The sequence below is a fragment of the Idiomarina sp. OT37-5b genome (assembly GCF_002968395.1).
In the GTDB taxonomy this organism is placed as follows: Bacteria; Pseudomonadota; Gammaproteobacteria; order Enterobacterales; family Alteromonadaceae; genus Idiomarina; species Idiomarina aquatica.
The window spans coordinates 2,465,309-2,487,202 of the sequence record NZ_CP027188.1; the positions used below are offsets into that span (position 1 = coordinate 2,465,309).

The following is a 21,894-nucleotide window of genomic DNA, read 5'->3' on the forward strand; positions in this document are numbered from 1 at the left end:
GACTGCCGCGTTGCATCCGATAACAAAGCATGAACACAAAATCTGTCATCGCTGTAATGGCCACGCTGTGGCTCAGTTCGACATTGGTTCCTCCAGGAGCCGATGCAAACGATGATTTGCAGCGTTACCTGCCCCCGGATCAATTGCGCTGGCTCGAGCATGAGGACAATCGCTATTTGGCCTTATACCAACCGGCGCAAGTGAATTTTGTGCGTGGACGGCTGCTCAGCATGCCTGACTGGCCATTGCATCCTCTGCAGTCTCCTTGGGTTCGTCACAGCTATGAGCAGGCACCGATACTGGGCTGGCATAGCTGGGCACTGGTACCGCCCGAAATGGCATTACAGACTCACCAGTTGCAACAACATAACCCAGCGTCTGTTCACCCACAGCCGGTCGATGAGGCTTTTTTTGAACCATACATTGCGGCGTTGCAAACCCGTATTCAAAGACTGTCGACGGAGTTTTCCGATAACCCGGGTTTTACCCTTTGGGTGATGGAAGGAATTACCGCTGCGATGGCGGTCAAGTTGATTCAACAGCAACCCGAACTGATGCCGGACGCCTTAGTGGTTATCGATATGTACTTGCCGCAACCGCAGTTGAACCGGTCGTTATCCGAACAGCTGGCGAAGTTGCAACTGCCGGTGCTTGAACTCAGTACGCCGGAGGCCAACCAATGGGTGACCAGTAGCCTTGACCTGCGCCGCCAGTACAGTCAAAAACATCAACAAGTGAACTATCGTCAACGCCCCCTTCTGAGTGAAGGAACATCAGGGCAAAGAGAGCTTACCAGCACCCTAAAAGGTTGGCTTAAATACCACGGTTTTTAACGCATACCTCGTTTTTGTTTGATGGTTTCGTAAGCTGCCTGAATATCCTGAGCGCGTTCCTGAGCTTGCTTCATCACTTCTTCCGGTAAACCTTTAGAAGCCAGCTTATCCGGGTGATGCTGTGCCATCAGTTTGCGATAGGCTTTTTTGATTTCCGCGTCAGATTGATGCGCTGAGACCCCCAGAATCTCATAAGCATCTTGCACATCATCGGCACTGCGCGACGCGTTCTGAGTTCGACCCTGGCGCTGTTGCTGCTGGCGTTGATTGAAACGAAAGGCCGCTTTTTGCATCATCAGCCACTGGTCAATTTGGAACTTGGTAAAGCCCAGCGTTTTACCAACGTTTATCAGCACTTCATGCTCTGCCTTATCCAGCACACCATCATTGAGCGCCAGCGCCATCAACTGCTCCATAAACAACTGCAGGACGTCGCGGTTACCGTAAAAGGCTTGTTTAAATTCACGCACTACCTGCTGTAATGGGAAGGTGTCGTGTTTGCCTTCACGAAACGCCGATTGCGCTTCAGTGCGAGCATCACCGCTGAGTTTTAGCCGATCCATTAAGGCTGAAGCCTGTGCAATATCACGCTCGGTCACTCGTCCTTTAGCCTTAGCCAAGTGCCCCATCACCGCAAACAAGGTATACAGGAAGGTGGCATCTTCGGCCGCCGTTCCGGCCCGAAAAAGGAACTGCCCAAAACCACCTTTGCGGGTAAAGTCTTCTGCCATTCCGCGATCAAACCAATGCCCAATCAGGGCGCCCAATATGGCGCCGGGGATCCGCAGAAATAAATAGCCGGCCAGTGCACCTATCACTTTACCCCAAATCATCTTCACCTCGTAGCTGTGTATCAAGTTGCGCTAACCGCGCGGGCGTGCCTACATCTACCCAATGTCCCTCGGTGACAACCGTTGCTGCCATCTTCCGCTGCTCAATCGCTGCATCAAACAGCGGCCTTAACGGCAGTTTCTCAACCGGTCGGTGGCGAAACCAATCGGGACTGTACAAACCCATTCCCGAATAAGTGTAACTCGCTTTGCCATTATCGGCGCGGCAAAGCCGGCCCTGCTGCACGGAAAAATCACCCTCTGGGTGATGCGGCGGATTCTCGACCATCAGTAAATGAGCAAGGTCACCGTCGCCCAATTGTTTCGGTAGTCGGCTGAAGCAGATATCTGTCCAGATGTCGCCATTAATCAACCAAAACGGTTCCTGCCCAAGCAGTGGCAACGCATTTATGATGCCACCGGCGGTTTCTAAACCTCCCGCGGGTTCTGGTGAGTAATGAATGGCCAGATTCCAGCGCGACCCATCACCAAGGTTGTGCTCGATTTTTTCTCCCAGCCAGGCATGATTAATAACGACCTCCCGAATCCCCTGCTGCGCCAGTTTCTCCAGATGATACTCGATCAACGGCTTGCCATTAACCGCCAGCAACGGCTTCGGCGTGTGGTCCGTTAAAGGGCGCATTCGCTCGCCCCGTCCTGCGGCGAGAATCATTGCTTTCATAGCGACTGCTGCCACGCTGGCATGACCCGTTGTTGTAACCACTCGCGATACTCACTCAAGTCGGCATAACCGGCGCTAACTCGGCTCAGATAACCGAGCGTTCGTGGCACATCCTTAAGATATCCCGGTTTATCGTCGCGATGCGCCAGCCGCGCAAAAATGCCGGCCGCTTTGGTGTGGCGTTGCAATCCCATCCAGTCAAACCAATGTTGCCACTGTTGCTCGTTCACGTTGGCGGCCAATTGCTGGCTATCGATCAATCGCTGGCGCAATTGTTGTGACAATTCCAGCACCAGTTCGTCCGGCCACTCAACATAGCAGTCGCGTAACAACGAAACCGCATCATAGGTCACCGGACCGCGCACAGCGTCTTGAAAATCAATCACACCTAACTCGTCATCACCCAGCACCATCAAGTTGCGCGAATGATAGTCGCGATGCACCCCGACCTGCGGCTGTTGCAGCGCGTTATTCACCATTTTTTGCGTAAACTGCGACCATACCTGCTGATCATCATCCGTCCACTCCAGCTTTAGATGTGTCTGCAGTAGCCAGTCTTTGAACAGCGCGAGCTCCCGTTGCAACAAAGCTTCGTCATAAGCTGGTAATTCGCCCAATTGCGTATGGGTGACTGACATAACGTCGGGTAATATAGCCAGTGCCGCTTGATAATATTGACGGGCATTACGCGGATGCAGTTTCGACAATAACAAAATATGACCGAAATCAGACTGCAGCATAAAGCCGTGCTCGCGATCAACAGCGAGAATGGACGGTACCGGGATATTCGCCGATCGGTAAGCGTCAGCAACAGCAATAAAAGGCGTCATATCTTCTTTCTGCGGTGGACAGTCAACCGCGATCAGGCTTTGCCGTCCATCCGACGCTCTAAAATAACGACGAAAACTGGCATCACCGGACACTACTTCTAACTGCGACTGCGGCACGCCGGTCTGAGCTTCGCACCATGCCTTTAAGTCAAGTTCACGTTTATCTTCCAAGCCGTCCTCCGAAGTAAAAATCGCTCATACTGGCGGTCTATCAAATAGCGGAATCAAAAAAATTGCTATATCATAGCATTCGCGCACAACAAATATTAAAGCCTTACAATAATTAAACGGATTAACCATTGCCAGCTAGCGATACATTCACGTTTTCCTCTTTTTTCCGCCTGTGTTCAGTGGCTCTCATGGCCACCCCCATCAGTGTGGCGGCTCAGGACACGCCCCCCCGTGCTACGGGACTGTGTCCGCCTGCACCGCAAGCGTTTGATTTTGGCCTGACCGACGAGGAACAGTCGTTCACACCCAGTACGATCAGAGTGTCTTCTAACACGGCGAAAATATACAGCGACGAAAGCGCCTATTTTAGTGGCGATGTGATCATTCAGCGCAATAATCAATGGTTAAAGACGCAAAGCGCTCAAATCAGCCAGCGGGACAACACCATTGACGCCGAGGGTGGTGTTCAGTTTACCGATGGCTATATTAATGTCACTGGTGCGTCCTTTAATTTTGACGGCGACAACGAGCTGGCCAAACTTAACCAGACTCAATATCAGATGGCCTCCACCAATGCGCGTGGTAAGGCACAACGGCTCGAAATCTCGCCCACTCATGTCAGTTTGTTCGGCTCCAGTTTTACCACCTGTCCGACGGACGATCCTGCCTGGCAGTTGACCGCTAAGCGCATAGAAATCGACGAGCAAAGTGATTTTGGTAAAGCTTGGGGCGCCAAGCTTGAGCTGTTCGATATTCCGGTTTTTTATCTGCCGTATTTCACGTTCCCGGTTAATGATAATCGCAAATCCGGTTTCCTTTATCCGACCATAGACTCGTCATCGCTCAATGGTCTTGAGGTTGAAGCCCCATACTACTTCAATCTGGCACCGAATATGGACGCCACCCTCGCGCCGGTGTACATGAGTGAACGCGGGGTGATGCTGAAAACCGAATACCGCTACTTATTTAATGAGCATGCCGGACAACTGAATTTGGAATATCTGGGCAACGATCGGGCGCGCCCCGATAATGCCGATCGCTACCTGTGGCACGTTAATCACAGTGCCCGTTTTTCTGACAACTGGACGGGTTATGTCGACGCCACACAAATCAGTGATGACAACTATTTAAATGATTTTGGCAGCGACTTTGCCGGACGCGCCGATACGCACCTGTACCGAGTTGCCCAGGTCGATTACCGGGTACCCAACTGGCATTTACGCTTGCGTAGCGAAGACTACGAATTACTGGGTCAGTACCGCAGCCCATACCGGACGTTACCACAAGTCAGTCTTAACTATCAGAGCAGTCAGTTAGAAGGTCTGCGTTTCGACTGGTACAACGAACTGACGTATTTTCAGAATCAAGAGCAAACCGCTAACTACGCAACCCGTGCGCACAGTGCACCGACCCTTGGCTACTGGCTGGAAGCGCCAGCGTTTGATGGCGAGGCCGAACTCACCTATCTGGTCACTCATTACCGTCAGCAAAGCACCAACCCAATGTTGGATGAACAGGTGACCAGAGCTCTGCCTCGAGCTCGCTTGCGTGGCCGCATGCATCTCGAGCGTTATTTCAGCAAAGGCGGCGGAGAGTTCCGACAAACGTTAGAGCCGCAGTTGCAATACCTCTACGTTCCGTACGAGAACCAGCAAAATATCGGCATTTACGACACCACCCTGATGCAGGACGATTATAACGGTCTGTTTCGGGCACAGCGCTTTTCCGGGCTGGATCGTATCGCTGAAGCGAATCAGGTTACCTATGGGGCGAGCAGCAGCTTATTTAACGCGAACGAGCGCGAAGTATTGCGCGTCAGTCTTGGTCAGATTTACTACTTTGATAACAGCCGTACCCAGTTGCTTGATTCCCAATCACAGGTAACCTCTAGTAACTCTGAGTGGGTTGCAGATGTAAACTGGGCATTGGATTCGCAGTGGAGCTTCCGAAGTGCAATTCAATACGACACGGAACTAAACCGGACGCGCAAGAGTCAGACCGCGTTAGAGTACCGCATTGACGACAAGAACCTGGTGCAAATAAACCATCGCAAAGCAACCAATATTCTGAATAACGATATTGAACAGATGGGCACACAAGCCGTATGGGAAATCAGTAAACAGTGGCAAGTTGCGGCAAATGTGTATTATGACTTGAGTAATGACCGAGTAAATGATGCTATTGTGGGCGTTCAGTACAGTAGTTGTTGTTGGGCGTTACGGTTATCAGCGTATCGTCGCATCAACCGCGACTTAGAGCCTGGCAATGCCGCTGCCGGTATGATGAATATCAGCGGTAACCCTGCTGAGTTTGACAACGGTGTTAGTTTACAGTTTATCATCAGCGGTCTTTCGTCAGACAGCAGTAGCTTAATCGACATGCTTGAAAAAAGCATTTATGGCTATCGTCGGCCTTTTTATCTTAGTAACTAGTGGTAGGTATAATGAAATATTTGTTGACTCTCTTTTTGGCGGTCTCAAGCATAGCCGTTAGCGGCTTTATCGCGACACCGGCCAAGGCGCAGGAAACGCTCGATCGCGTCGCCGTTATCGTCGATGAGGGCGTCATCCTGCAAAGCCAAATTGAACAAATGATGCAGCAGGTTAAAAGCGGCGGAAACTTTGACGCCGACAATGCGCCCAGCGATCAGGTATTGGAAACGCAGGTTACCGAACGCCTTATTTTGCAAGAATTGCAGTTGCAAATGGCTGAGCGTATGGGGGTAGAAATTGGCGAATCGCAGTTAGAGCAAGCTATCGATGGTATCGCTAAAGAACGTGATAAAAGCGTCGAAGAGTTACGTGCCGAAGTCACTGCTTCAGGCATCAGCTGGCCGACTTTCCGTGAGCAGATTCGTAATGAACTGATCATTTCTCAGGTTGAGCGAGCAGCCGTACAACGTCGTGTCAGCATTACTCCACAAGAAGTCGGCAACCTGGTTGAATTAATAGAAAATAATAGCCAAACACAAACAGAATATCGTTTGAGCCAGATTCTTATCGCCAGCCCATCGGACGCGTCACAAGAAGAACAAGCAACGGCGAAACGTCGCGCTGACGCGGTAATGAAACTACTGAACGAAGGCGAAGACTTTTCTGATCTCGCCATTCGCTCATCATCCGGCAGTAATGCACTGGACGGTGGTGACTTAGGCTGGATGACGGAGAACACCATGCCAACGTTGTTCGCCGACGTGGTCAAAGGCAAAGACGTTGGTGCCATTGTTGGTCCGTTACGCAGTGGTGTTGGTTTCCATATTCTTAAGGTCGCCGATAAACGCGGTGAGCAGAAAGTCGAAGTACAGGAAGTGAAAGCCCGCCACATCTTGATCAAGCCGTCGGTCATTCTTTCGGACAAACGTGCGCAGGAAATGCTTAACGAGTTCCGCCAACAGGTTGAAAGCGGTGAGAAGACCTTCGACGAACTTGCTCGCGAACATTCGGCCGACCCTGGTTCAGCCTCTCGCGGCGGTGATTTAGGCTGGTCACGCCCAGACCGTTATGCCCCTGAGTTCAAACAAACCGTTGAAACCATCGAGCAGGGTGTCATCAGTGAACCGTTCCGTACCCAATTCGGCTGGCACATTGTCGAGGTTACTGATCGCCGCACCTTGGATGCTACTCAGGAAAGTAAGCAAGATCGGGCCTATCAGATGCTGTTCGCACGTAAATACCGTGAAGAGCTGGACAACTGGCAGCAAGAGATCCGCGATCGGGCTTACGTTCGCAAAGTCGTCAACTAGAGGACAGCGCCAATGCTTCCGGTTTTGGTCTTTACTCCCGGCGAACCCGCCGGGATTGGTCCTGATCTCGCGGTAATGATAGCGCAGCGGCAATGGCCCGCTGCGATTGTCGTTTGTGCCGATGCCCATTTACTCCAGCAACGCGCACGAGAACTCAATGTCGATCTTGCCATTGAGTATTACGATGGTACCCGACCACAACAGCCAAGTCCCGCCGGAACCTTACTGGTTGAGCATTTACCCGTGGCTGAACCTGTCACTGCCGGGCAGTTGAATGTCGCTAACGGGCACTACGTGGTGGATACTCTGGCACGCGCGTCAAAAGGCAATTTGAACGGCGAATTTGATGCCATTGTGACCGGCCCGGTACATAAAGGTATCATTAATGATGCTGGGATAGCCTTTTCCGGCCACACTGAGTTTTTTGCCAACCTTGCCAACAAGAACGATGTCGTTATGATGCTGGCAACGGAAGGACTACGAGTTGCATTAGTAACCACTCACATACCGCTAGCCTATGTTAATAAGGCAATTACTCCCGAAAGACTCACGCAGATCTTGCGTATTTTACACCATGATTTGTGTCATAAATTCGGCGAGAACAACCCGAGAATATTAGTTTGCGGTCTTAACCCTCATGCCGGTGAGAACGGCCACTTGGGTCGTGAAGAAATCGACGTCATCCAACCGGTTTTGGAACAGCTGCGCAACGAGGGCATGGACTTACAAGGTCCTTTACCTGCCGATACAGTGTTTCAACCGAAGTATCTTGAGGGTGCAGCGGCTGTGGTTGCCATGTATCATGACCAAGGCTTGCCCGTGCTAAAATACAAAGGCTTTGGCAACGCGGTTAACATCACCCTTGGCCTACCCTTTATCAGAACATCCGTCGATCATGGTACCGCTTTGGATATGGCTGCAACCGGACAGGCTAACCCAGGCAGTTGCCTGCTGGCGATTAACACCGCAATCGACATGGTAAGAGCATCACACAATGAGTAAAACACATCTCGGCCACCGCGCGCGCAAACGCTTTGGCCAAAACTTCCTGCATGATCAGAACATCATAGAGCAGATTGTTGACGTAATTAATCCTCAGCCGGGTGAGAACCTGGTTGAAATCGGCCCGGGTCTGGCCGCATTAACCGAGCCAGTGGCTGACCGCAGTGGTCACCTGAACGTCATCGAGATCGACCGTGACCTGGCCGACCGACTGGAGTCCCATCCATTCTTAGCGCCTAAGCTTAACGTGACTCGTGGCGATGCAATGAAAATCGACTTTAACCAGTTCACCAACAGCGAAAAACCCTTGCGCGTGTTCGGTAACTTACCATACAACATCTCTACGCCACTGATTTTTCACTTACTTAAGTACACCGCCAGCATCAGCGATATGCACTTTATGCTGCAAAAAGAAGTCGTTGACCGCCTCGCGGCAGAACCGGGCTCCAAGACCTATGGCCGCATCAGTGTTGCGGTGCAACAAGCGTGTCGGGTAACACCGGTAGTAAACGTCCCTGCGGGCGCGTTTAACCCACCTCCAAAAGTCGAATCGGCGGTGGTCAGACTCGAGCCATACGCGCAAAGTCCTTACCCGGTCACCGATCGCGAACAACTGCATGCACTTTGCCTGCAAGCCTTTAATCAGCGACGCAAGACCATCCGCAATAATCTAAAAGGGTTGCTGTCCGAGGCACAACTGACTGAGCTCGATATCGATCCTGGTGCTCGACCTGAAACACTGAGTGTGGCAGATTATTGTGCTATGGCTAATTATCTCTCTGAGCAGAGCAACGTCCGCAATGACTAAAACCAACATCGACATCAAAGTTAAGACGCAATACCTGCCGGCACAATCCGTGCCGGACAATGGTCAATACGTCTTTTCGTACACCATCACAATAGTGAACAACTCACCCATTCAGGTTCAGTTACTCAGCCGCGAATGGCATATTGTTGACGCCAACAACAAGGTAACACGGGTCGCCGGTGAAGGCGTTATTGGCCAAAAACCGTTGATCGCCGCCGCTGACTCGTTCAGTTACACCAGTGGCACCGTATTAGCGACCCCCATCGGTACGATGCAAGGTCATTACCTGATGGTTGATGCGAACGGTCAGCATTTTAAGGTTGAGATTCCTTCGTTTAGGTTAGCGATTCCGAATATACTGCATTAGTCATGAGTTTATACGTTGTAGGTGATATACAGGGCTGTTATCGCGAACTGATGCAGTTACTGGAGCAGGTAGGCTTCAGTTATCAAACCGACACACTTTGGTGTGTCGGTGATATCGTTGCTCGTGGTCCTGATTCCCAGTCTGCTTTGCACTTTTTCATGAATGCCCCTGACGGCGTGATAAACAGTGTGCTTGGCAACCACGATTTGAATTTGATCGGCATTTTGTTGGGCCAACGCCAGGCCAATCCTAACGATCAGTTAGACGCGATTCTATCGTCCCGCCAGCGTCTGGATTACATCGATTGGCTGCGACAGCTTCCGTTACTGCACCACAATAGCGAACACAACCTGGTTATCAGTCACGCCGGATTTTATCCCTGGTGGACGTTAGATGACGCAAAAAAAGGCGCTTTTGACGTAGAGCGGGTACTTAAGAATAACGATTTTGGTATATTTATAAAATCTATGTTTGGTAACCAACCCGACAAATGGGACTCAAGTCTTGCGGGTTTTGACCGATACCGTTTTATAGTCAATGCGTTAACCAGAATGCGTTACTGCACGGAAGAAGGCGTATTAAATTTCTCGGAAAAATCACATCCGAGTGACATCACGGATGAAAAGCTGCAACCTTGGTTTCACTACTATTCGCAGCCCTATCGTATCGCGTTCGGACACTGGGCCGCCCTGATGGGCGACACCAACGATGACAACGTCATCGGCCTGGACACAGGCTGTGTCTGGGGTAACCATATGACCTTGTGGGACGTCGACAATAACGTATTTTATCAACAGTCTGCCGTTTCATAACGAGCTTACGCTGTATTGAGGGGTTTTTCATGAAATTAACAGTCGCCACGCGAGTGATTGGCGGATTCGCCATCATAACCTTGCTTTTACTCATCATCAGTTTGAGTTCGCTGTTTAATATTAATAGCATCGGCTCATCGGTCGACCGCCTAAATGATAAAGCTGTGCCAGCCCTTGAGAGTGTGGCAAGTGTTCAGGTGGATGTACTGAGACTGGGCGCGCTGCAAACCGAGACCTTTTATGACGAAACCCTGGAACTGGTTGATACACATACCCAGGATCTTGAACAGACCCGCGACCAATTTCAGCAATCGTTAACCCGATTACGCGACCTTATCCGTGGCGAAGGGTATGGCGATCTTATTGCGCGAATGGAAGACGACGCACAGCAATACGTTGCGCTGGTCGAACGCCTATTTGAACAACAACGTCGCTATCTGGAGCTTGGTGACACGGCCCGGGCGCAACTTGATGAGTTGGCTTTCGCAATTGACGACGCGTCCATCATGTTGCTCGACGCCTCGGATATGACTCAAAACGCACAGGTTGCCGAAGTCGCCAGCACCATCGAAAAATCACTGGCGTCGCTCATCACCCTGATGTATGACCTGGGTAACGCTGATGATATCGATACCGCGCGCGTCATCCGTAGCGAAATTGACATCAATATCGATGCCTTGAAACCACGCCTCGACGACCTAGACGCGATTGCAAATGGCAGCTCAGAACAAATCGTTGATGATGCCATCAGTGTAACCAAGGATGCCATTTCACAACTGCAGGGCGCCGGCTCCTACCCAGACAACATCGTCAGCCAAAAACAAACGCGCATTGATGAGGCACAAACGCTTGCCGACTCCGAGCAAGAGCTTAATGCCTTACTTAATTTAGCGACGGAACTCCGTCAAGCGGTACGAAAAATTGCCGATGACTCACAAACTTCGGTGGCGTCCTCAATCAGTACATCAAGCTGGATTAATGGCATTATTACGCTGGTTTCAATCGCTTTGGCGGTACTGATTTCCTGGTTTACCGTGCGTAGCATTAGCGTGCCGTTAGGCAAAGTAAACCATATGCTGAATATTATGGCCGACGGTAACCTGACCGAACGGGTCAACTACCAGTCCGATGATGAGTTCGGCACGCTGGCGGTTAACACCAACAAGCTGACCGAGAACTTAAGAACGCTGATTGAAGGCATCGCTAACCGCGCGACGCAATTAGCCACCGCCGCTGAAGAGAGCTCGAGCGTTTCTGACGAAACCACCGGCGCTATCGAAGAGCAACGACGTCAAATTGAGCAAGTCGCCACCGCGACCCAGGAAATGAACAGTACCGCCAGCGAAATGGCTGACGGAGCCGACAAAGCCTTGGGTGAGATCCAGCATTCTGATGATGAAGCTAAACGCGTCCGCAAAATATCTGAGCAGAACCGTAGCACCATCGACAGTCTGGCACGTGAAATCCAGGGAGCATCAGAAGTCATCAATCAGCTGTCAGAGAACAGTAAGAACATTGGCGGTATTCTGGATGTTATTCGTGGCATTGCCGACCAGACCAACCTGTTGGCCTTAAACGCAGCCATTGAAGCGGCACGGGCAGGCGAGCAAGGACGAGGTTTTGCGGTTGTTGCCGACGAAGTACGTACGCTGGCAAGCCGTACCCAGGAGTCTACCGAAGAAATTCAACAAATGATTGAAAGTTTGCAAACCGACTCTACCCGTGCGGTTGAAGTCATGAACCGCGGTCGCGAGCAGGCCGAGCTGAGCGTCAAGCAAACCGACGAAGCCGCCGCCGCGCTGCAATCAATTACCGACTCCGTACACCAGGCTGCGGACAGCAGTAATCATATTGCTACCGCAGCGCAAGAGCAAAGCCGCACCGCTCAGGACATCAGTGAGCGCCTCGAAGCCATTGTGTCGATTGCGGAACAAACGGCATCCGGCTCGAAACAAACGGCACAGGCGTCCAACGAAGTGGCCAAACTGGCCGATGAATTACAAGACTCCATTAAGAGCTTTAAAGTCTGACGTTACACAAAAAAAAGAGCGCCGTTTGGCGCTCTTTTTTTTTCGTAGTCAATGGACAAAATACTAGGCGGTAAAAATAATCTTAGCGAAACGTCGCTTACCGACCTGGTAAACGCCGGAATCGCCTTCTCCACACACCATCTTGGTGTCAGTGATTTTTTCGCCGTCACGTTTTACCGCAGACTGTTTGATCATACGCAGGGCATCTGACGTCGACTTAACCAAATCGGCCGCTTTTAATGCATTGGCGATCGGCATTCCGTCAGCCTCTATTTTTACTTCAACTTCGGGAATATCGTCAGGGATCGCATTCTTTTGAAAGCGTTGTACGAAATCTTGCTCAGCGTCTTCGGCGGCCGCTTCGGAGTGGAACCGTGCAATAATTTCTTTAGCCAGCAGGACCTTGATATCACGCGGATTTTTACCGGCTTCAACATCCTGTTTAAACTGCTCGATCTCGGCCAATGGGCGGAAACTCAACAACTCAAAATAGCGCCACATCAGTTCATCTGATATCGACATGATCTTACCAAACATGTCATTGGCCGGCTCGGTAATGCCAATATAGTTATTCAGCGACTTCGACATCTTTTGCACACCGTCGAGACCTTCGAGCAATGGCACCATAATGACGGTTTGCGGCCGCTGACCTTCTTCTTTCTGCAACTCTCGACCCATCAACAAGTTAAAGCGTTGATCGGTGCCGCCAAGTTCGACGTCGGCTTTTAACTCAACCGAATCCCAGCCTTGCACCAATGGGTACAAAAATTCATGTATCGCAATCGACTGATTTGCCTTGTAGCGCTTCTTGAAGTCGTCTCGTTCAAGCATCCGCGCGACGGTCTGACGGGCAGCCAGCTTGATCATATCGTCCGCGCCCATCTTACTCATCCACTCTGAGTTGAAGCGCACTTCTGTCTTTTCCGGATCAAGGATTTTGAAGACCTGCTCTTTATAGGTTTCGGCATTGGCTAGCACCTCTTCCTGAGTGAGCGGCTTACGGGTAACGTTTTTGCCCGTTGGATCGCCAATCATGCCGGTGAAGTCGCCAATCAGAAACACCACTTTATGGCCATAATCCTGAAAGATCCGCAGTTTATTAATCAGTACCGTATGTCCCAGATGAAGATCGGGAGCGGTTGGGTCAAAGCCTGCTTTAATCACAAGCGGCTTATTCTGCGCGAGTTTCTCCGCTAACTCACTCTCGATCAGTACTTCCTCAACGCCGCGAGTAATTTCCGCGATCGCTTCTTTTACCTGAGCTGCCATTCAGTGATTCTCCTGCGCGGTTGGGCCAAATAAAGTGTAAAAGTCATAGTTTACGCCATAAAACCGCTGGTTTTAAGCACCCTAAAACTGGTATTCTCATTTTTTTCGTATTATCCTCAATTCATGCATGGAGATGCTCAAAAATAATACAACAAGGTGAGTGGTTACCGCATTCGGTATTTCATCCAAAACAAAAGAGTAGAAGTGCGCTAAATTATGACGTCAAAAGTAGTTTCCCGAATTAGGCAATTGCTCAATGAATTGCCACATTCTCATCGTGTCCTGATCAGTGCGATCAGCGCGACACTCTTTTTATTGTTGGTGATTCCTTCCGAGCCCGCAACCGCATCAAAAAACTCGAAGTCTCCCGAGCAATTGATGCCCGGTAAACGCTACCAACTGGATTTAGCCTTCGAGAGTACACAAGCTGAGGGCGAGGCCAGTACCAATCAACTCAGTTGGCAAAGCTACGAAATTAAGCGTGGTGATAACCTCGCTAAGATTTTTGACAAGCTGGGTTTTACCGCACAACAACTCTATCGGGTAACACAGTCCGGTGATGACGCTGAATTATTAAAGAAGGTACATCCGGGCGATATTTTGCGGTTAGCCACGGACGACGCCGGTGAGTTGGTGCAGTTGGTGTTTGAAGTCAATGACATCGACACGCTGATCATTACTCGTCAAAGTGATCGCTTTGTGGCCGAAGTCGAAAAGCGTGAAATTGAGACGCGCACCGAGTTTACTCATGCGGTTATTGACTCCAGCTTCTGGAACGCCGGCATTAACGCGGGTATGACCGATAATCAGATTATGCGTGTGGCCGATATTTTCGGCTGGGACATCGACTTTGCCCTAGACCTACGCCAGGGCGACGAGTTCAGTGTTTTATACGAAACCCAATACGTTGACGGTGAGTTTGTCGGCTACGGCCGCATCCTTGCTGCAGAGTTCGTTAATCGCGGCGATAAATTCCAGGCGATCCTGCACGATAACGGCAATTATTACACCCCTAACGGGCGTGCCATGCGCAAGACCTTCCTGCGCTCACCGGTGAAGTTCACTTATGTGAGCTCTAACTTTAACCCTAAGCGTTTACACCCGGTCACCGGTCGGGTTCGTCCGCACAATGGGACCGATTACGTGGCAGCGGTCGGTACACCGGTAATGTCAGCCGGCGACGGTAAAGTCATCAAAGCCAGTTATAACTCGTTAAACGGTAACTATGTATTTATTCAGCACGGTGAAAGCTACGTCACCAAGTATTTGCATTTAAGCCGCAAACACGTACGTACCGGTGACCGCGTCAAACAGGGACAGATTATCGGCCGCGTCGGTGCAACCGGACGGGTAACCGGAGCTCACTTGCATTATGAGTTCCTTTATAACGGTGTCCACCGCAACCCGCGTACGGTCGAGCTGCCGAAAGCGCAATCGCTGTCTGAAGCCGAACTGCCGTCGTTCCGTCAGCACGCGGATCAACTGGTCGCAGTGCTGGAAGATAACAAGCGAGTTTTCCTCGCCATGCGCTAATGAAAGAGCGCTATATCGGTGTTATGTCAGGGACCAGCGTCGATGCCATCGACGCGGTTCTCTGCCACATTAATGAACGCGGTGACGTCAGCTTCGAAGATGCCTTCAGCCTGCCCATCGCTCCACCCTTGGCAAAACGCCTGCATGCTGCAATGACGCCGGAACGGCATTCGTTGCCGGATTACAAGCAACTGGAATACGACTACTCCAAAGCCGTCGTCGAGACAATAAATGCGTTACTGCAACAACGCCAGTTAAGCCCTGGTGATATCGCGGCGGTAGGCTGTCATGGCCAAACATTATGGCATCAACCGCCCAGCCATGAGCACCCGGCACCCTTTTCGTTGCAATTGATTAATGCGCCCTACATTGCCTTTCACTGCGGTATCGATGTCATCAGCGACTTTCGGCAGAACGATATCATTGCCGGTGGGGAAGGAGCGCCATTGGTTCCGGCTTTCCACTTTGCTGCGCTGACACCGCACACCGGCTCGAATTGCGCGGTACTTAACCTCGGCGGCATTGCTAATATTACCTGGCTGGGCGAATCCGAAGCGGACGTCATCGGTTTTGATACCGGTCCTGCCAATACCCTGTTAGACGCCTTTTACCGTCACCGCGTTAACGACAGCGGTTTTGATGTTGACGGTAAATTAGCCGCGTCCGGTCGATGTATAACACCTTTGTTGTCAAAACTGCTGGCCGATCCGTACTTTTCACGAACACCCCCCAAAAGCACTGGCCGCGAAATCTTTAACCTGAAATGGCTGAACCGCTACTTACAAGGCGACGAGAGCGTTGCCGATGTGCTGCGCACGCTGGTTGAGTTAAGCGCGTATTCAGTGATGGCGGCATTGCGTTTCTTGCCACAGCCCCCCGAACGGCTTATCGCCTGTGGCGGTGGGGTCTACAACCCGACTCTCATGCAGGCTCTGCAGCAACAACTGGGGGCGGTTAAATTGCAAAGCATTGCCGACTTTCAGCTCGACCCACAAGCGATAGAAGGGATGGCTTTTGCATGGTTGGCCTGGTGTTATGAGCACAAAAAACCGGGCAATCTGCCTGCCGTAACAGGAGCACAGCGCCCGGTTATTTTGGGTACGAAAACCTACGCGAGTTAAGTGATTACTCGGCGCCTAACGCTTTGAACGCGTCCCGTGTCAGGTTTTCATTGTTGCCTTGTTCGCCAACAACAATACTGTCTTCAATGCGTACACCACCGTATGGACGCAGTTCATCCACTTTTTTCCAGTTAATGTCAGCACTTCCGGCGAAATCTTCCAACAACTGGTCGACAACATATAAGCCCGGTTCAATGGTAAACACCTGACCCACTTCGATGTCCCTTAGCAGACGCAGGAACGGGTGGCGTTGACTGCGTTCGTAACTGTCACCTTCTGCAGACTTCAAGAAGCCGCCGACATCATGGACTTGCAGACCGATAAAGTGACCCAACCCGTGAGGCATGAACGCTGACGTAATTCCTTTATCATAGGCGCTCTGAGCATCAATCGTGATAAATTCAAACTGCTCTAAAATGCGGGCAATTTTCAGATGCATCGATACGTGCAAATCGTAGTAGTTCACACCCGGTTTGATCTCGTCCAGCAACTCCTGTTGTGCAGCATCCATTGCCGCCACCAAGTCGGCATAAAAGCCAGGCTCACGTGCGTAGCTGCGGGTAATGTCGGCACAGTAACCTTTATATAATGCCCCGGCATCGATTAGAAACGATAAGCTTTCTCGCGGTGGTACAACGTCATAAACATCGTAATGTAAGATCGCCGAATGGTCATTCAGTGCGACAATACTGTTGTACGGCATTTGGGTTTCGCGCGCATCAATGGCCGCCAGATAGTCACTGTATATCGCCAGTTCACTTTTGCCGGCAAAGAACGCCTCTTTTGCCGCAATGTGCGCTTTGGCCGCCAAATGATTGGCTTCGCGCAGGTTTTGGATTTCCCATTCGGTTTTGATCGCGCGGGTAAAGTGCAGGTGGTCAATCAAATCCTGTGGATTGCGCGCTTTGACATTCCAGTCGCTGACCGGCTGGGCAAAATCTTCTCCGATAAAGGCGCTGGCCGCCAGCTCATCACCCAAATCGTCTGTTAACTTGCTCAGATCATCGATGATTTTGAGTTCAACATGCTGTTGCCAGTCTTCAGCGGGAATTTTTGCTTGAGAGTGCCAAAAATCACGTGCCTGAAACAGGTAAACCGTCGGTTTACCCGAGCCTTTGCGGTAGAAAATTGCGCTTTTTGGACTTTCCAGTACCGGCACCCAATACTTAAACAATGGGTTTACCTTGTATGGAGCGGGATTATCGTCCAAAAAAGCAACCCGCGGCTGGCCGGCATAAATCAATGCAGATTCGTAGCCAGTATCCGCAAGCGCTTGGTCAAAACGCTCGGTAACGGTTTTTAAATGCTTAGCGTATAAGCTCATAGAACACCCTCAAGCTTAAAAAATGTGAGAGCATTCTATACGATCCGAAGTGAGAAATCAGTACCGCTACTGGTTAGATGGAAAAGCTGGAGCCGCAACCACAGGTTGTTGTAGCGTTGGGGTTTTCAACGAAAAAGCGTGAGCCCTGCAAACCTTCTTCATAATTGACGACTCCGCCTACCAGATACTGCAAACTCATCGGGTCAACCACCAGGGTGACCCCTTCTTTATCGATTTGCATATCTCCGGGGTTCACTTTTTCGTCAAAGGTGAAGCCATACTGAAAGCCGGAACAGCCACCGCCGGTCACGAACACGCGCAACTTCAGCGCTGGATTTTCTTCCTCAGCGATCAGTTTTTTTACTTGATTAGCTGCTTGTTCCGTAAACTCGATGGGCATCGCTTGTTCAACTGAAGCCGACATGAAACCTACCTTTGGTTAATGTGCGATAACGAATGCAATTTTCTCGTAGTTGAGTATTTTGGTCAAGTATTGCTCTCGCTGCGAAGGCTCTCACGCCAAAAAAAAGTGCGTTGCAGACGGCCGTCGCCGCCTTTGGTCAGTGTTGCTGTGACTTCAATGCGTTCAGGCACCAAACCTTTCGGCAAAAAGAAGTCGCCCTCATAGAGACTAAAGTAACGCATCACAAAATTGTGCTCACTGGTCGCGATATTGGCCAGCTTTAACAGGTCATAACGTTTCTCTTTGCCGTCAACGCGCCCGATCAGCTGTATCGCAATTTCACCTTCCACAAACTGCCGCCGTTGTTCCACCTGCAATAACGCCAGAGAAAAGTGGTAATGTCGTTCCGCCGGATTTTTATCCAGCGCCAGCGACTCGATGACCACCCCGCTTTGCTGCAATTCCGGCGCCATAATCTTTTGATAAAAAGCGACATTTTCGCGCAAATTATAGTTTTCTTCCTGTAACTCACTGAGCTGACTTTGCAGACCCTGATTGGATGACTTTTCAATATCAAGCTCGACTTCCAAAACGTTCCGTTGATATTCAAACCGATCCAACTGTTGATAGAGGCGCTGCAACTGTTGCTGCTGCTCTGCGACCTGTTGCTTGAGGTGATGAGCATGCCAGACCCCGACCTGATAAGCGCTAATGCTCAGCAAACACAACAAGGCAATCACCGCCAAAGCCACCGGCAATCGCCCGAAACGCTGCTGCAGGTAAGTTATGTTTAGAAATTTTTTCATTAAAACCCGTCTGTTCTCAATGCCTTATGAAACGAATATGTTAAGCTAATTAACACCTTACTGACCTATTACAGCGCTCCGTTCAGGAAACCTTTGGATGACCCGGGTACAAGCACTTAAAAAAAGTTTGCGTAAACAACTTGCCGCCCCCACAACCACCATTGCGATCTGCTTATTGGGGTTACTTGGCGGTATTGCCGCCGCCCTGGTCATTGTTGTTTTTCGCTTTGCCATTGAGCAAGGCGCCTATGTTGTCGGTAATGTCAGCCATTGGCAACAGCCTTTATCCAATTTTACCCGTTTTGCCTTACCTATCGGTGCCGCATTACTGATTTTTCTGCTGTTCAGCCTGTCTCGCTCTCGCCGCGTTCGAATGGGTATTCCTTACGTCATTCACCGCATGAAGCAACATTATGGCATGTTACCGTGGCAGAGTACGGTAAACCAATTTTTTGGCGGTATTATTGCACTGGTTGCAGGCTTTAGTGTCGGTCGCGAGGGACCCGCCGTGCATCTGGGCGCGGCCGCCAGTACCTGGGTTGGTTATCACGTCGACACCCCCAAAAATGCCATCCGCACGCTGGCCGCCTGTGGCATTGCTGCTGCTATCGCGGCGTCCTTTAATACACCGATTGCCGCGATGGTACTGGTGATGGAAGTGGTGCTGCGTGAATACAAAGTACATATTTTTATCCCGGTCATGTTAGCAGCGGTCGCCGGCTCACTGATTACCGAGCAAATTTTCGGTCCGGCTGCCGAACTGGCGATGCTGAGCGGCACTGATCTGCCTAACATTCAGCTCCCCTGGGTGGTAATCCTAGGTGTGATTTTGGGCATCAGCGGCGTCATCTTTAAAAAGCTCATGCTCGATGTCATGAACACGGTGAAGGATATGTCATTGCTGACGCGCCTGCTGTTTGCTGCGTTTATCACCTCACTGTTAGCGCTCATTATTCCATCAAGCTTAGGGCCCGGACTGACGGCAATCCAACAGGTGGTGCAACATCAACAGGAGCTGTCACTGTTGTTCACCTTGCTATTGGCCAAACTGGTTGCCAGTGCCATCGCTCTCGGTATGGGTATTCCCGGCGGCTTGATTGGTGCGGTATTCGGGATTGGGGCTGTGGTCGCGGCGCTGTTCACTGGGTTGGTTAACCAGTTCGAACTGCAACAATTATTGCAATACGATACCTTTATTTTGCTGGGTATGGCCGGCATTCTGGCAGCCTGTATTCATGCGCCAATGGCTGCGTTACTGGCAATCGTTGAGCTTTCCCGTAGCGTCGAAATCATTATTCCTGCAATGCTGGTGATTGTACCTGCATACCTCATCTCGTCTCAGCTGTTTAACTCAAAATCGATTTTTATTGCTCAGCTTGACGCTCAGGAACTGCCTTATCAAATCCCGCCGGTTGCCGTTGCCCTGCAAAAAACTGGTGTTGAACACGTCATGGAAACGGACTTTAAGTTGCTGCTGGAGCCAACCCAAAATGAGTTACTGGACGTACTCGAAAATGCCTCAAACCAAACCGTTGTGGTTATGAACGTTGATGAAGACAACCAACCGGTTTATCGCTTAGTCACTTATGATATCGGCGCCGGCGACAGCCCTTCACTGAACTACATGCCGATTAACGGTTTAAAAGTGACTTCGACGCTGGCTGAAGTCTGGGATGAGCTCAGTGGTGCCCGCCGTGGCGCCGTCTATGTTTATGATCAAGAACAAGGCGAACCCTGTGGTATTGTTACCTGGGAAATCGTTCGTAAAGCACTGCAACGGGAATTATCCTAAACCTTCAGGAGTCGATGAATGAGCTGGATTTTATGGGTTAAAGCCCTGCATATTGCGTTTATGGTGGCCTGGTTTGCAGGCATTTTCTACTTGCCCAGACTGTTTGTTTATCACGCCATGAACAATCACACGGCCGTTGATGAGCAGTTTAAGGTGATGGAGCGCAAGCTGCTTTATTTTGTTACCCCATTCGCGCTGTTAACCCTGATATTTGGTTTGCTACTGATTTACGCTTATGGCAGCGCCTGGTTTGCTGCCAGTGGCTGGATGCACACCAAACTGCTGTTGGTCACTCTGTTGTATGCCTATCACGGCTATTGCTTTAAGTTACTGGCCGACTTTAAACACAACCGTAATCGCCGCAGTCATCGCTTTTACCGTGTGTTCAATGAAGTGCCGGTGCTGATCTTGTTCGCCGTGGTTATTTTGGCCGTGGTTAAGCCCTATTAGATTCTTTTTAAGCGCGTTATTTGCTATAGTGTGCGCCCAGTGACTTTCGGCCACAAAGGGCGCACACCATGATGAATTTCACCGGCTCTAACATTCTTTCCGTTAATCAATTTGATCGCGACAGCATCGACTATATCTTTTCTGTCGCAGACAAAATGCAGCCCTACGCAAGGCGTAAAAAACGCACAAAAGTGCTGGAAGGCGCCATTCTGGGTAATCTGTTTTTTGAACCATCAACCCGGACACGGGTAAGTTTTGGCACCGCCTTTAATCTACTCGGTGGTGAAGTTCGTGAAACCACCGGCATGGAAAGCTCGGCTATCGCCAAAGGCGAATCACTTTACGATACCGCCCGAGTGCTCAGCAGTTACAGCGATGTGATTGCCATGCGCCACCCCAAAGCCGGTTCTGTCAGCGAGTTTTCCGAGGGTAGCCGTGTGCCTGTCATTAACGGTGGTGACGGCGCCAACGAACACCCCACTCAGGCGTTACTGGATCTTTATACCATCGATAAAGAGCTTGCCTACCACGGCCAGGGGATCGACGGCATGCATATTTGTATGATTGGTGACCTGAAGTATGGTCGTACCGTTCACTCGCTGTCTAAATTGCTGTCGATGTATAACAATGTCCGCTTCACGCTGATTTCACCGCGCGAACTGGCTATGCCGGACGGCGTCCTTGATACCCTGGACAATGCCGGCCACCGCTATACCGTCACAGAAAAAGTTGATGGTCTGGTCGATGCTGATATCGTCTATCAGACCCGCATCCAGCAGGAGCGGTTTGCATCGCCGGAAGACGCTGATCAGTATCGCGGTAAATTCCGTTTAAATCAGGCCATTTACACCAAACACTACAAACCCAACACCGTGATTATGCACCCACTGCCACGCGACTCGCGGTCTGAAGCAAATGAATTAGACAACGATTTGAACCAAAACCCAAATCTCGCCATCTTTCGTCAGGCAGATAATGGCGTATTGATCCGAATGGCTCTGTTTGCACTAACTTTAGGCGTCGTTGATCAAGTGGAAAAATATGAGCGCGACGTGAACTGGTACAGCGAAAAGAGCCAGCTTTAAATCC

General features: G+C 50.5%; 20 protein-coding genes. 13 read left to right on the forward strand and 7 right to left on the reverse strand.

All coding sequences use genetic code 11. The annotated features are described in order from the left end of the window. Positions 1-29 precede the first annotated feature (29 nt). Positions 30-833, forward strand: coding sequence for a DUF3530 family protein (locus C5610_RS11610; protein WP_105307292.1), 804 nt, complete (start codon positions 30-32; stop codon positions 831-833). Here the strand turns inward: C5610_RS11610 and djlA are convergent. Genes djlA through C5610_RS11625 form a run of 3 tightly spaced genes read right to left on the reverse strand, consistent with a single transcriptional unit; the run spans position 830 to position 3,346 of the window. Further along, entirely contained in the window at positions 830-1,666 is an 837-nt protein-coding gene (gene djlA / locus C5610_RS11615) for a co-chaperone DjlA (RefSeq protein WP_105307293.1), read from the reverse strand. The two genes, C5610_RS11610 and djlA, sit on opposite strands and share 4 nt — an antisense overlap. Continuing rightward, positions 1,653-2,345, reverse strand: coding sequence for an N-acetylmuramate alpha-1-phosphate uridylyltransferase MurU (gene murU, locus C5610_RS11620; RefSeq protein WP_105307294.1), 693 nt, complete (start codon positions 2,343-2,345; stop codon positions 1,653-1,655). The genes djlA and murU overlap by 14 nt, the downstream gene beginning before the upstream one ends. Further along, on the reverse strand, positions 2,342-3,346 hold the full coding sequence (locus tag C5610_RS11625) for an aminoglycoside phosphotransferase family protein (protein WP_105307295.1): 1,005 nt from the start codon (positions 3,344-3,346) through the stop codon (positions 2,342-2,344). Before C5610_RS11625 ends, murU begins: the two co-directional genes overlap by 4 nt. Before the next feature lie 188 nt (positions 3,347-3,534). Between C5610_RS11625 and C5610_RS11630 the strand changes: the two genes are divergently transcribed. The 7 genes from C5610_RS11630 to C5610_RS11660 are packed head-to-tail and all read left to right on the forward strand — an operon-like array spanning position 3,535 to position 12,107. After that, the gene (locus tag C5610_RS11630) at positions 3,535-5,778 is read left to right on the forward strand and encodes an LPS-assembly protein LptD (protein ID WP_105307296.1); all 2,244 of its coding nucleotides are present in this window, start codon (positions 3,535-3,537) and stop codon (positions 5,776-5,778) included. 11 nt (positions 5,779-5,789) lie between these two features. Then, a complete protein-coding gene (surA, locus tag C5610_RS11635) occupies positions 5,790-7,088 on the forward strand; it encodes a peptidylprolyl isomerase SurA (RefSeq protein WP_105307297.1) in 1,299 nt (432 codons plus the stop codon). Positions 7,089-7,100: 12 nt separating this feature from the next. Further along, positions 7,101-8,090, forward strand: coding sequence for a 4-hydroxythreonine-4-phosphate dehydrogenase PdxA (gene pdxA, locus C5610_RS11640; RefSeq protein ID WP_105307298.1), 990 nt, complete (start codon positions 7,101-7,103; stop codon positions 8,088-8,090). Further along, complete coding sequence (rsmA, locus tag C5610_RS11645) at positions 8,083-8,898, forward strand: 16S rRNA (adenine(1518)-N(6)/adenine(1519)-N(6))-dimethyltransferase RsmA (RefSeq protein WP_105307299.1); 816 nt, start codon at positions 8,083-8,085, stop codon at positions 8,896-8,898. Before pdxA ends, rsmA begins: the two co-directional genes overlap by 8 nt. Then, on the forward strand, positions 8,891-9,265 hold the full coding sequence (gene apaG / locus C5610_RS11650; RefSeq protein WP_105307300.1) for a Co2+/Mg2+ efflux protein ApaG: 375 nt from the start codon (positions 8,891-8,893) through the stop codon (positions 9,263-9,265). Before rsmA ends, apaG begins: the two co-directional genes overlap by 8 nt. Positions 9,266-9,267: 2 nt before the next feature. Continuing rightward, on the forward strand, positions 9,268-10,077 hold the full coding sequence (locus C5610_RS11655) for a symmetrical bis(5'-nucleosyl)-tetraphosphatase (protein WP_105307301.1): 810 nt from the start codon (positions 9,268-9,270) through the stop codon (positions 10,075-10,077). A gap of 29 nt (positions 10,078-10,106) precedes the next feature. Then, positions 10,107-12,107, forward strand: a complete 2,001-nt coding sequence (locus C5610_RS11660) for a methyl-accepting chemotaxis protein (protein ID WP_105307302.1) — start codon at positions 10,107-10,109, stop codon at positions 12,105-12,107. A gap of 63 nt (positions 12,108-12,170) precedes the next feature. Here the strand turns inward: C5610_RS11660 and tyrS are convergent, their stop codons facing one another. Further along, positions 12,171-13,376, reverse strand: coding sequence for a tyrosine--tRNA ligase (gene tyrS / locus C5610_RS11665; protein ID WP_105307303.1), 1,206 nt, complete (start codon positions 13,374-13,376; stop codon positions 12,171-12,173). A 216-nt stretch (positions 13,377-13,592) separates the two neighbouring features. Here tyrS and C5610_RS11670 point away from each other — a divergent pair, with 216 nt between their 5' ends. Together C5610_RS11670 and C5610_RS11675 are read left to right on the forward strand one after the other, a co-directional pair. Continuing rightward, positions 13,593-14,909, forward strand: a complete 1,317-nt coding sequence (locus tag C5610_RS11670; RefSeq protein ID WP_105307304.1) for an OapA family protein — start codon at positions 13,593-13,595, stop codon at positions 14,907-14,909. Continuing rightward, positions 14,909-16,030, forward strand: coding sequence for an anhydro-N-acetylmuramic acid kinase (locus tag C5610_RS11675; RefSeq protein WP_105307305.1), 1,122 nt, complete (start codon positions 14,909-14,911; stop codon positions 16,028-16,030). Before C5610_RS11670 ends, C5610_RS11675 begins: the two co-directional genes overlap by 1 nt. 4 nt (positions 16,031-16,034) lie before the next feature. Here the strand turns inward: C5610_RS11675 and pepQ are convergent, their stop codons facing one another. The 3 genes from pepQ to C5610_RS11690 form a co-directional block, all read right to left on the reverse strand. Next, positions 16,035-17,354 carry a Xaa-Pro dipeptidase gene (pepQ, locus tag C5610_RS11680; protein WP_105307306.1) on the reverse strand — a complete coding sequence of 440 codons (1,320 nt, stop codon included), beginning with the start codon at positions 17,352-17,354 and terminating at the stop codon, positions 16,035-16,037. Positions 17,355-17,427: 73 nt separating this feature from the next. Further along, positions 17,428-17,778 carry an iron-sulfur cluster insertion protein ErpA gene (gene erpA / locus C5610_RS11685; protein WP_105307307.1) on the reverse strand — a complete coding sequence of 117 codons (351 nt, stop codon included), beginning with the start codon at positions 17,776-17,778 and terminating at the stop codon, positions 17,428-17,430. Positions 17,779-17,840: 62 nt separating this feature from the next. Then, positions 17,841-18,563 (reverse strand): DUF6776 family protein, encoded by a 723-nt coding sequence (locus tag C5610_RS11690; RefSeq protein ID WP_105307308.1) that lies wholly within the window; start codon positions 18,561-18,563, stop codon positions 17,841-17,843. Between the two features lie 97 nt (positions 18,564-18,660). Here C5610_RS11690 and C5610_RS11695 point away from each other — a divergent pair, with 97 nt between their 5' ends. From C5610_RS11695 to C5610_RS11705, 3 genes are all read left to right on the forward strand, one after another. Further along, complete coding sequence (locus C5610_RS11695; RefSeq protein WP_105307309.1) at positions 18,661-20,355, forward strand: chloride channel protein; 1,695 nt, start codon at positions 18,661-18,663, stop codon at positions 20,353-20,355. A gap of 18 nt (positions 20,356-20,373) precedes the next feature. Next, the gene (gene hemJ / locus C5610_RS11700) at positions 20,374-20,805 is read left to right on the forward strand and encodes a protoporphyrinogen oxidase HemJ (RefSeq protein WP_105307310.1); all 432 of its coding nucleotides are present in this window, start codon (positions 20,374-20,376) and stop codon (positions 20,803-20,805) included. 71 nt (positions 20,806-20,876) lie between these two features. Further along, positions 20,877-21,890 carry an aspartate carbamoyltransferase gene (locus C5610_RS11705; protein ID WP_105307816.1) on the forward strand — a complete coding sequence of 338 codons (1,014 nt, stop codon included), beginning with the start codon at positions 20,877-20,879 and terminating at the stop codon, positions 21,888-21,890. Positions 21,891-21,894 lie beyond the last annotated feature (4 nt).

Excerpts from the sequence above, each read along its gene's own strand:
- djlA (WP_105307293.1), bottom strand. The coding sequence starts at position 1,666 with ATGATTTGGGGTAAAGTGATAGGTGCACTGGCCGGCTATTTATTTCTG.
- C5610_RS11655 (WP_105307301.1), top strand. The coding sequence starts at position 9,268 with ATGAGTTTATACGTTGTAGGTGATATACAGGGCTGTTATCGCGAACTG.
- C5610_RS11690 (WP_105307308.1), bottom strand. The coding sequence starts at position 18,563 with ATGAAAAAATTTCTAAACATAACTTACCTGCAGCAGCGTTTCGGGCGA.
- C5610_RS11705 (WP_105307816.1), top strand. The coding sequence starts at position 20,877 with ATGAATTTCACCGGCTCTAACATTCTTTCCGTTAATCAATTTGATCGC.
- erpA (WP_105307307.1), bottom strand. The coding sequence starts at position 17,778 with ATGTCGGCTTCAGTTGAACAAGCGATGCCCATCGAGTTTACGGAACAA.
- tyrS (WP_105307303.1), bottom strand. The coding sequence starts at position 13,376 with ATGGCAGCTCAGGTAAAAGAAGCGATCGCGGAAATTACTCGCGGCGTT.
- C5610_RS11610 (WP_105307292.1), top strand. The coding sequence starts at position 30 with ATGAACACAAAATCTGTCATCGCTGTAATGGCCACGCTGTGGCTCAGT.
- apaG (WP_105307300.1), top strand. The coding sequence starts at position 8,891 with ATGACTAAAACCAACATCGACATCAAAGTTAAGACGCAATACCTGCCG.
- surA (WP_105307297.1), top strand. The coding sequence starts at position 5,790 with ATGAAATATTTGTTGACTCTCTTTTTGGCGGTCTCAAGCATAGCCGTT.
- C5610_RS11675 (WP_105307305.1), top strand. The coding sequence starts at position 14,909 with ATGAAAGAGCGCTATATCGGTGTTATGTCAGGGACCAGCGTCGATGCC.
- C5610_RS11660 (WP_105307302.1), top strand. The coding sequence starts at position 10,107 with ATGAAATTAACAGTCGCCACGCGAGTGATTGGCGGATTCGCCATCATA.
- hemJ (WP_105307310.1), top strand. The coding sequence starts at position 20,374 with ATGAGCTGGATTTTATGGGTTAAAGCCCTGCATATTGCGTTTATGGTG.
- pepQ (WP_105307306.1), bottom strand. The coding sequence starts at position 17,354 with ATGAGCTTATACGCTAAGCATTTAAAAACCGTTACCGAGCGTTTTGAC.
- pdxA (WP_105307298.1), top strand. The coding sequence starts at position 7,101 with ATGCTTCCGGTTTTGGTCTTTACTCCCGGCGAACCCGCCGGGATTGGT.
- rsmA (WP_105307299.1), top strand. The coding sequence starts at position 8,083 with ATGAGTAAAACACATCTCGGCCACCGCGCGCGCAAACGCTTTGGCCAA.
- C5610_RS11695 (WP_105307309.1), top strand. The coding sequence starts at position 18,661 with ATGACCCGGGTACAAGCACTTAAAAAAAGTTTGCGTAAACAACTTGCC.
- C5610_RS11630 (WP_105307296.1), top strand. The coding sequence starts at position 3,535 with ATGGCCACCCCCATCAGTGTGGCGGCTCAGGACACGCCCCCCCGTGCT.
- murU (WP_105307294.1), bottom strand. The coding sequence starts at position 2,345 with ATGAAAGCAATGATTCTCGCCGCAGGACGGGGCGAGCGAATGCGCCCT.
- C5610_RS11670 (WP_105307304.1), top strand. The coding sequence starts at position 13,593 with ATGACGTCAAAAGTAGTTTCCCGAATTAGGCAATTGCTCAATGAATTG.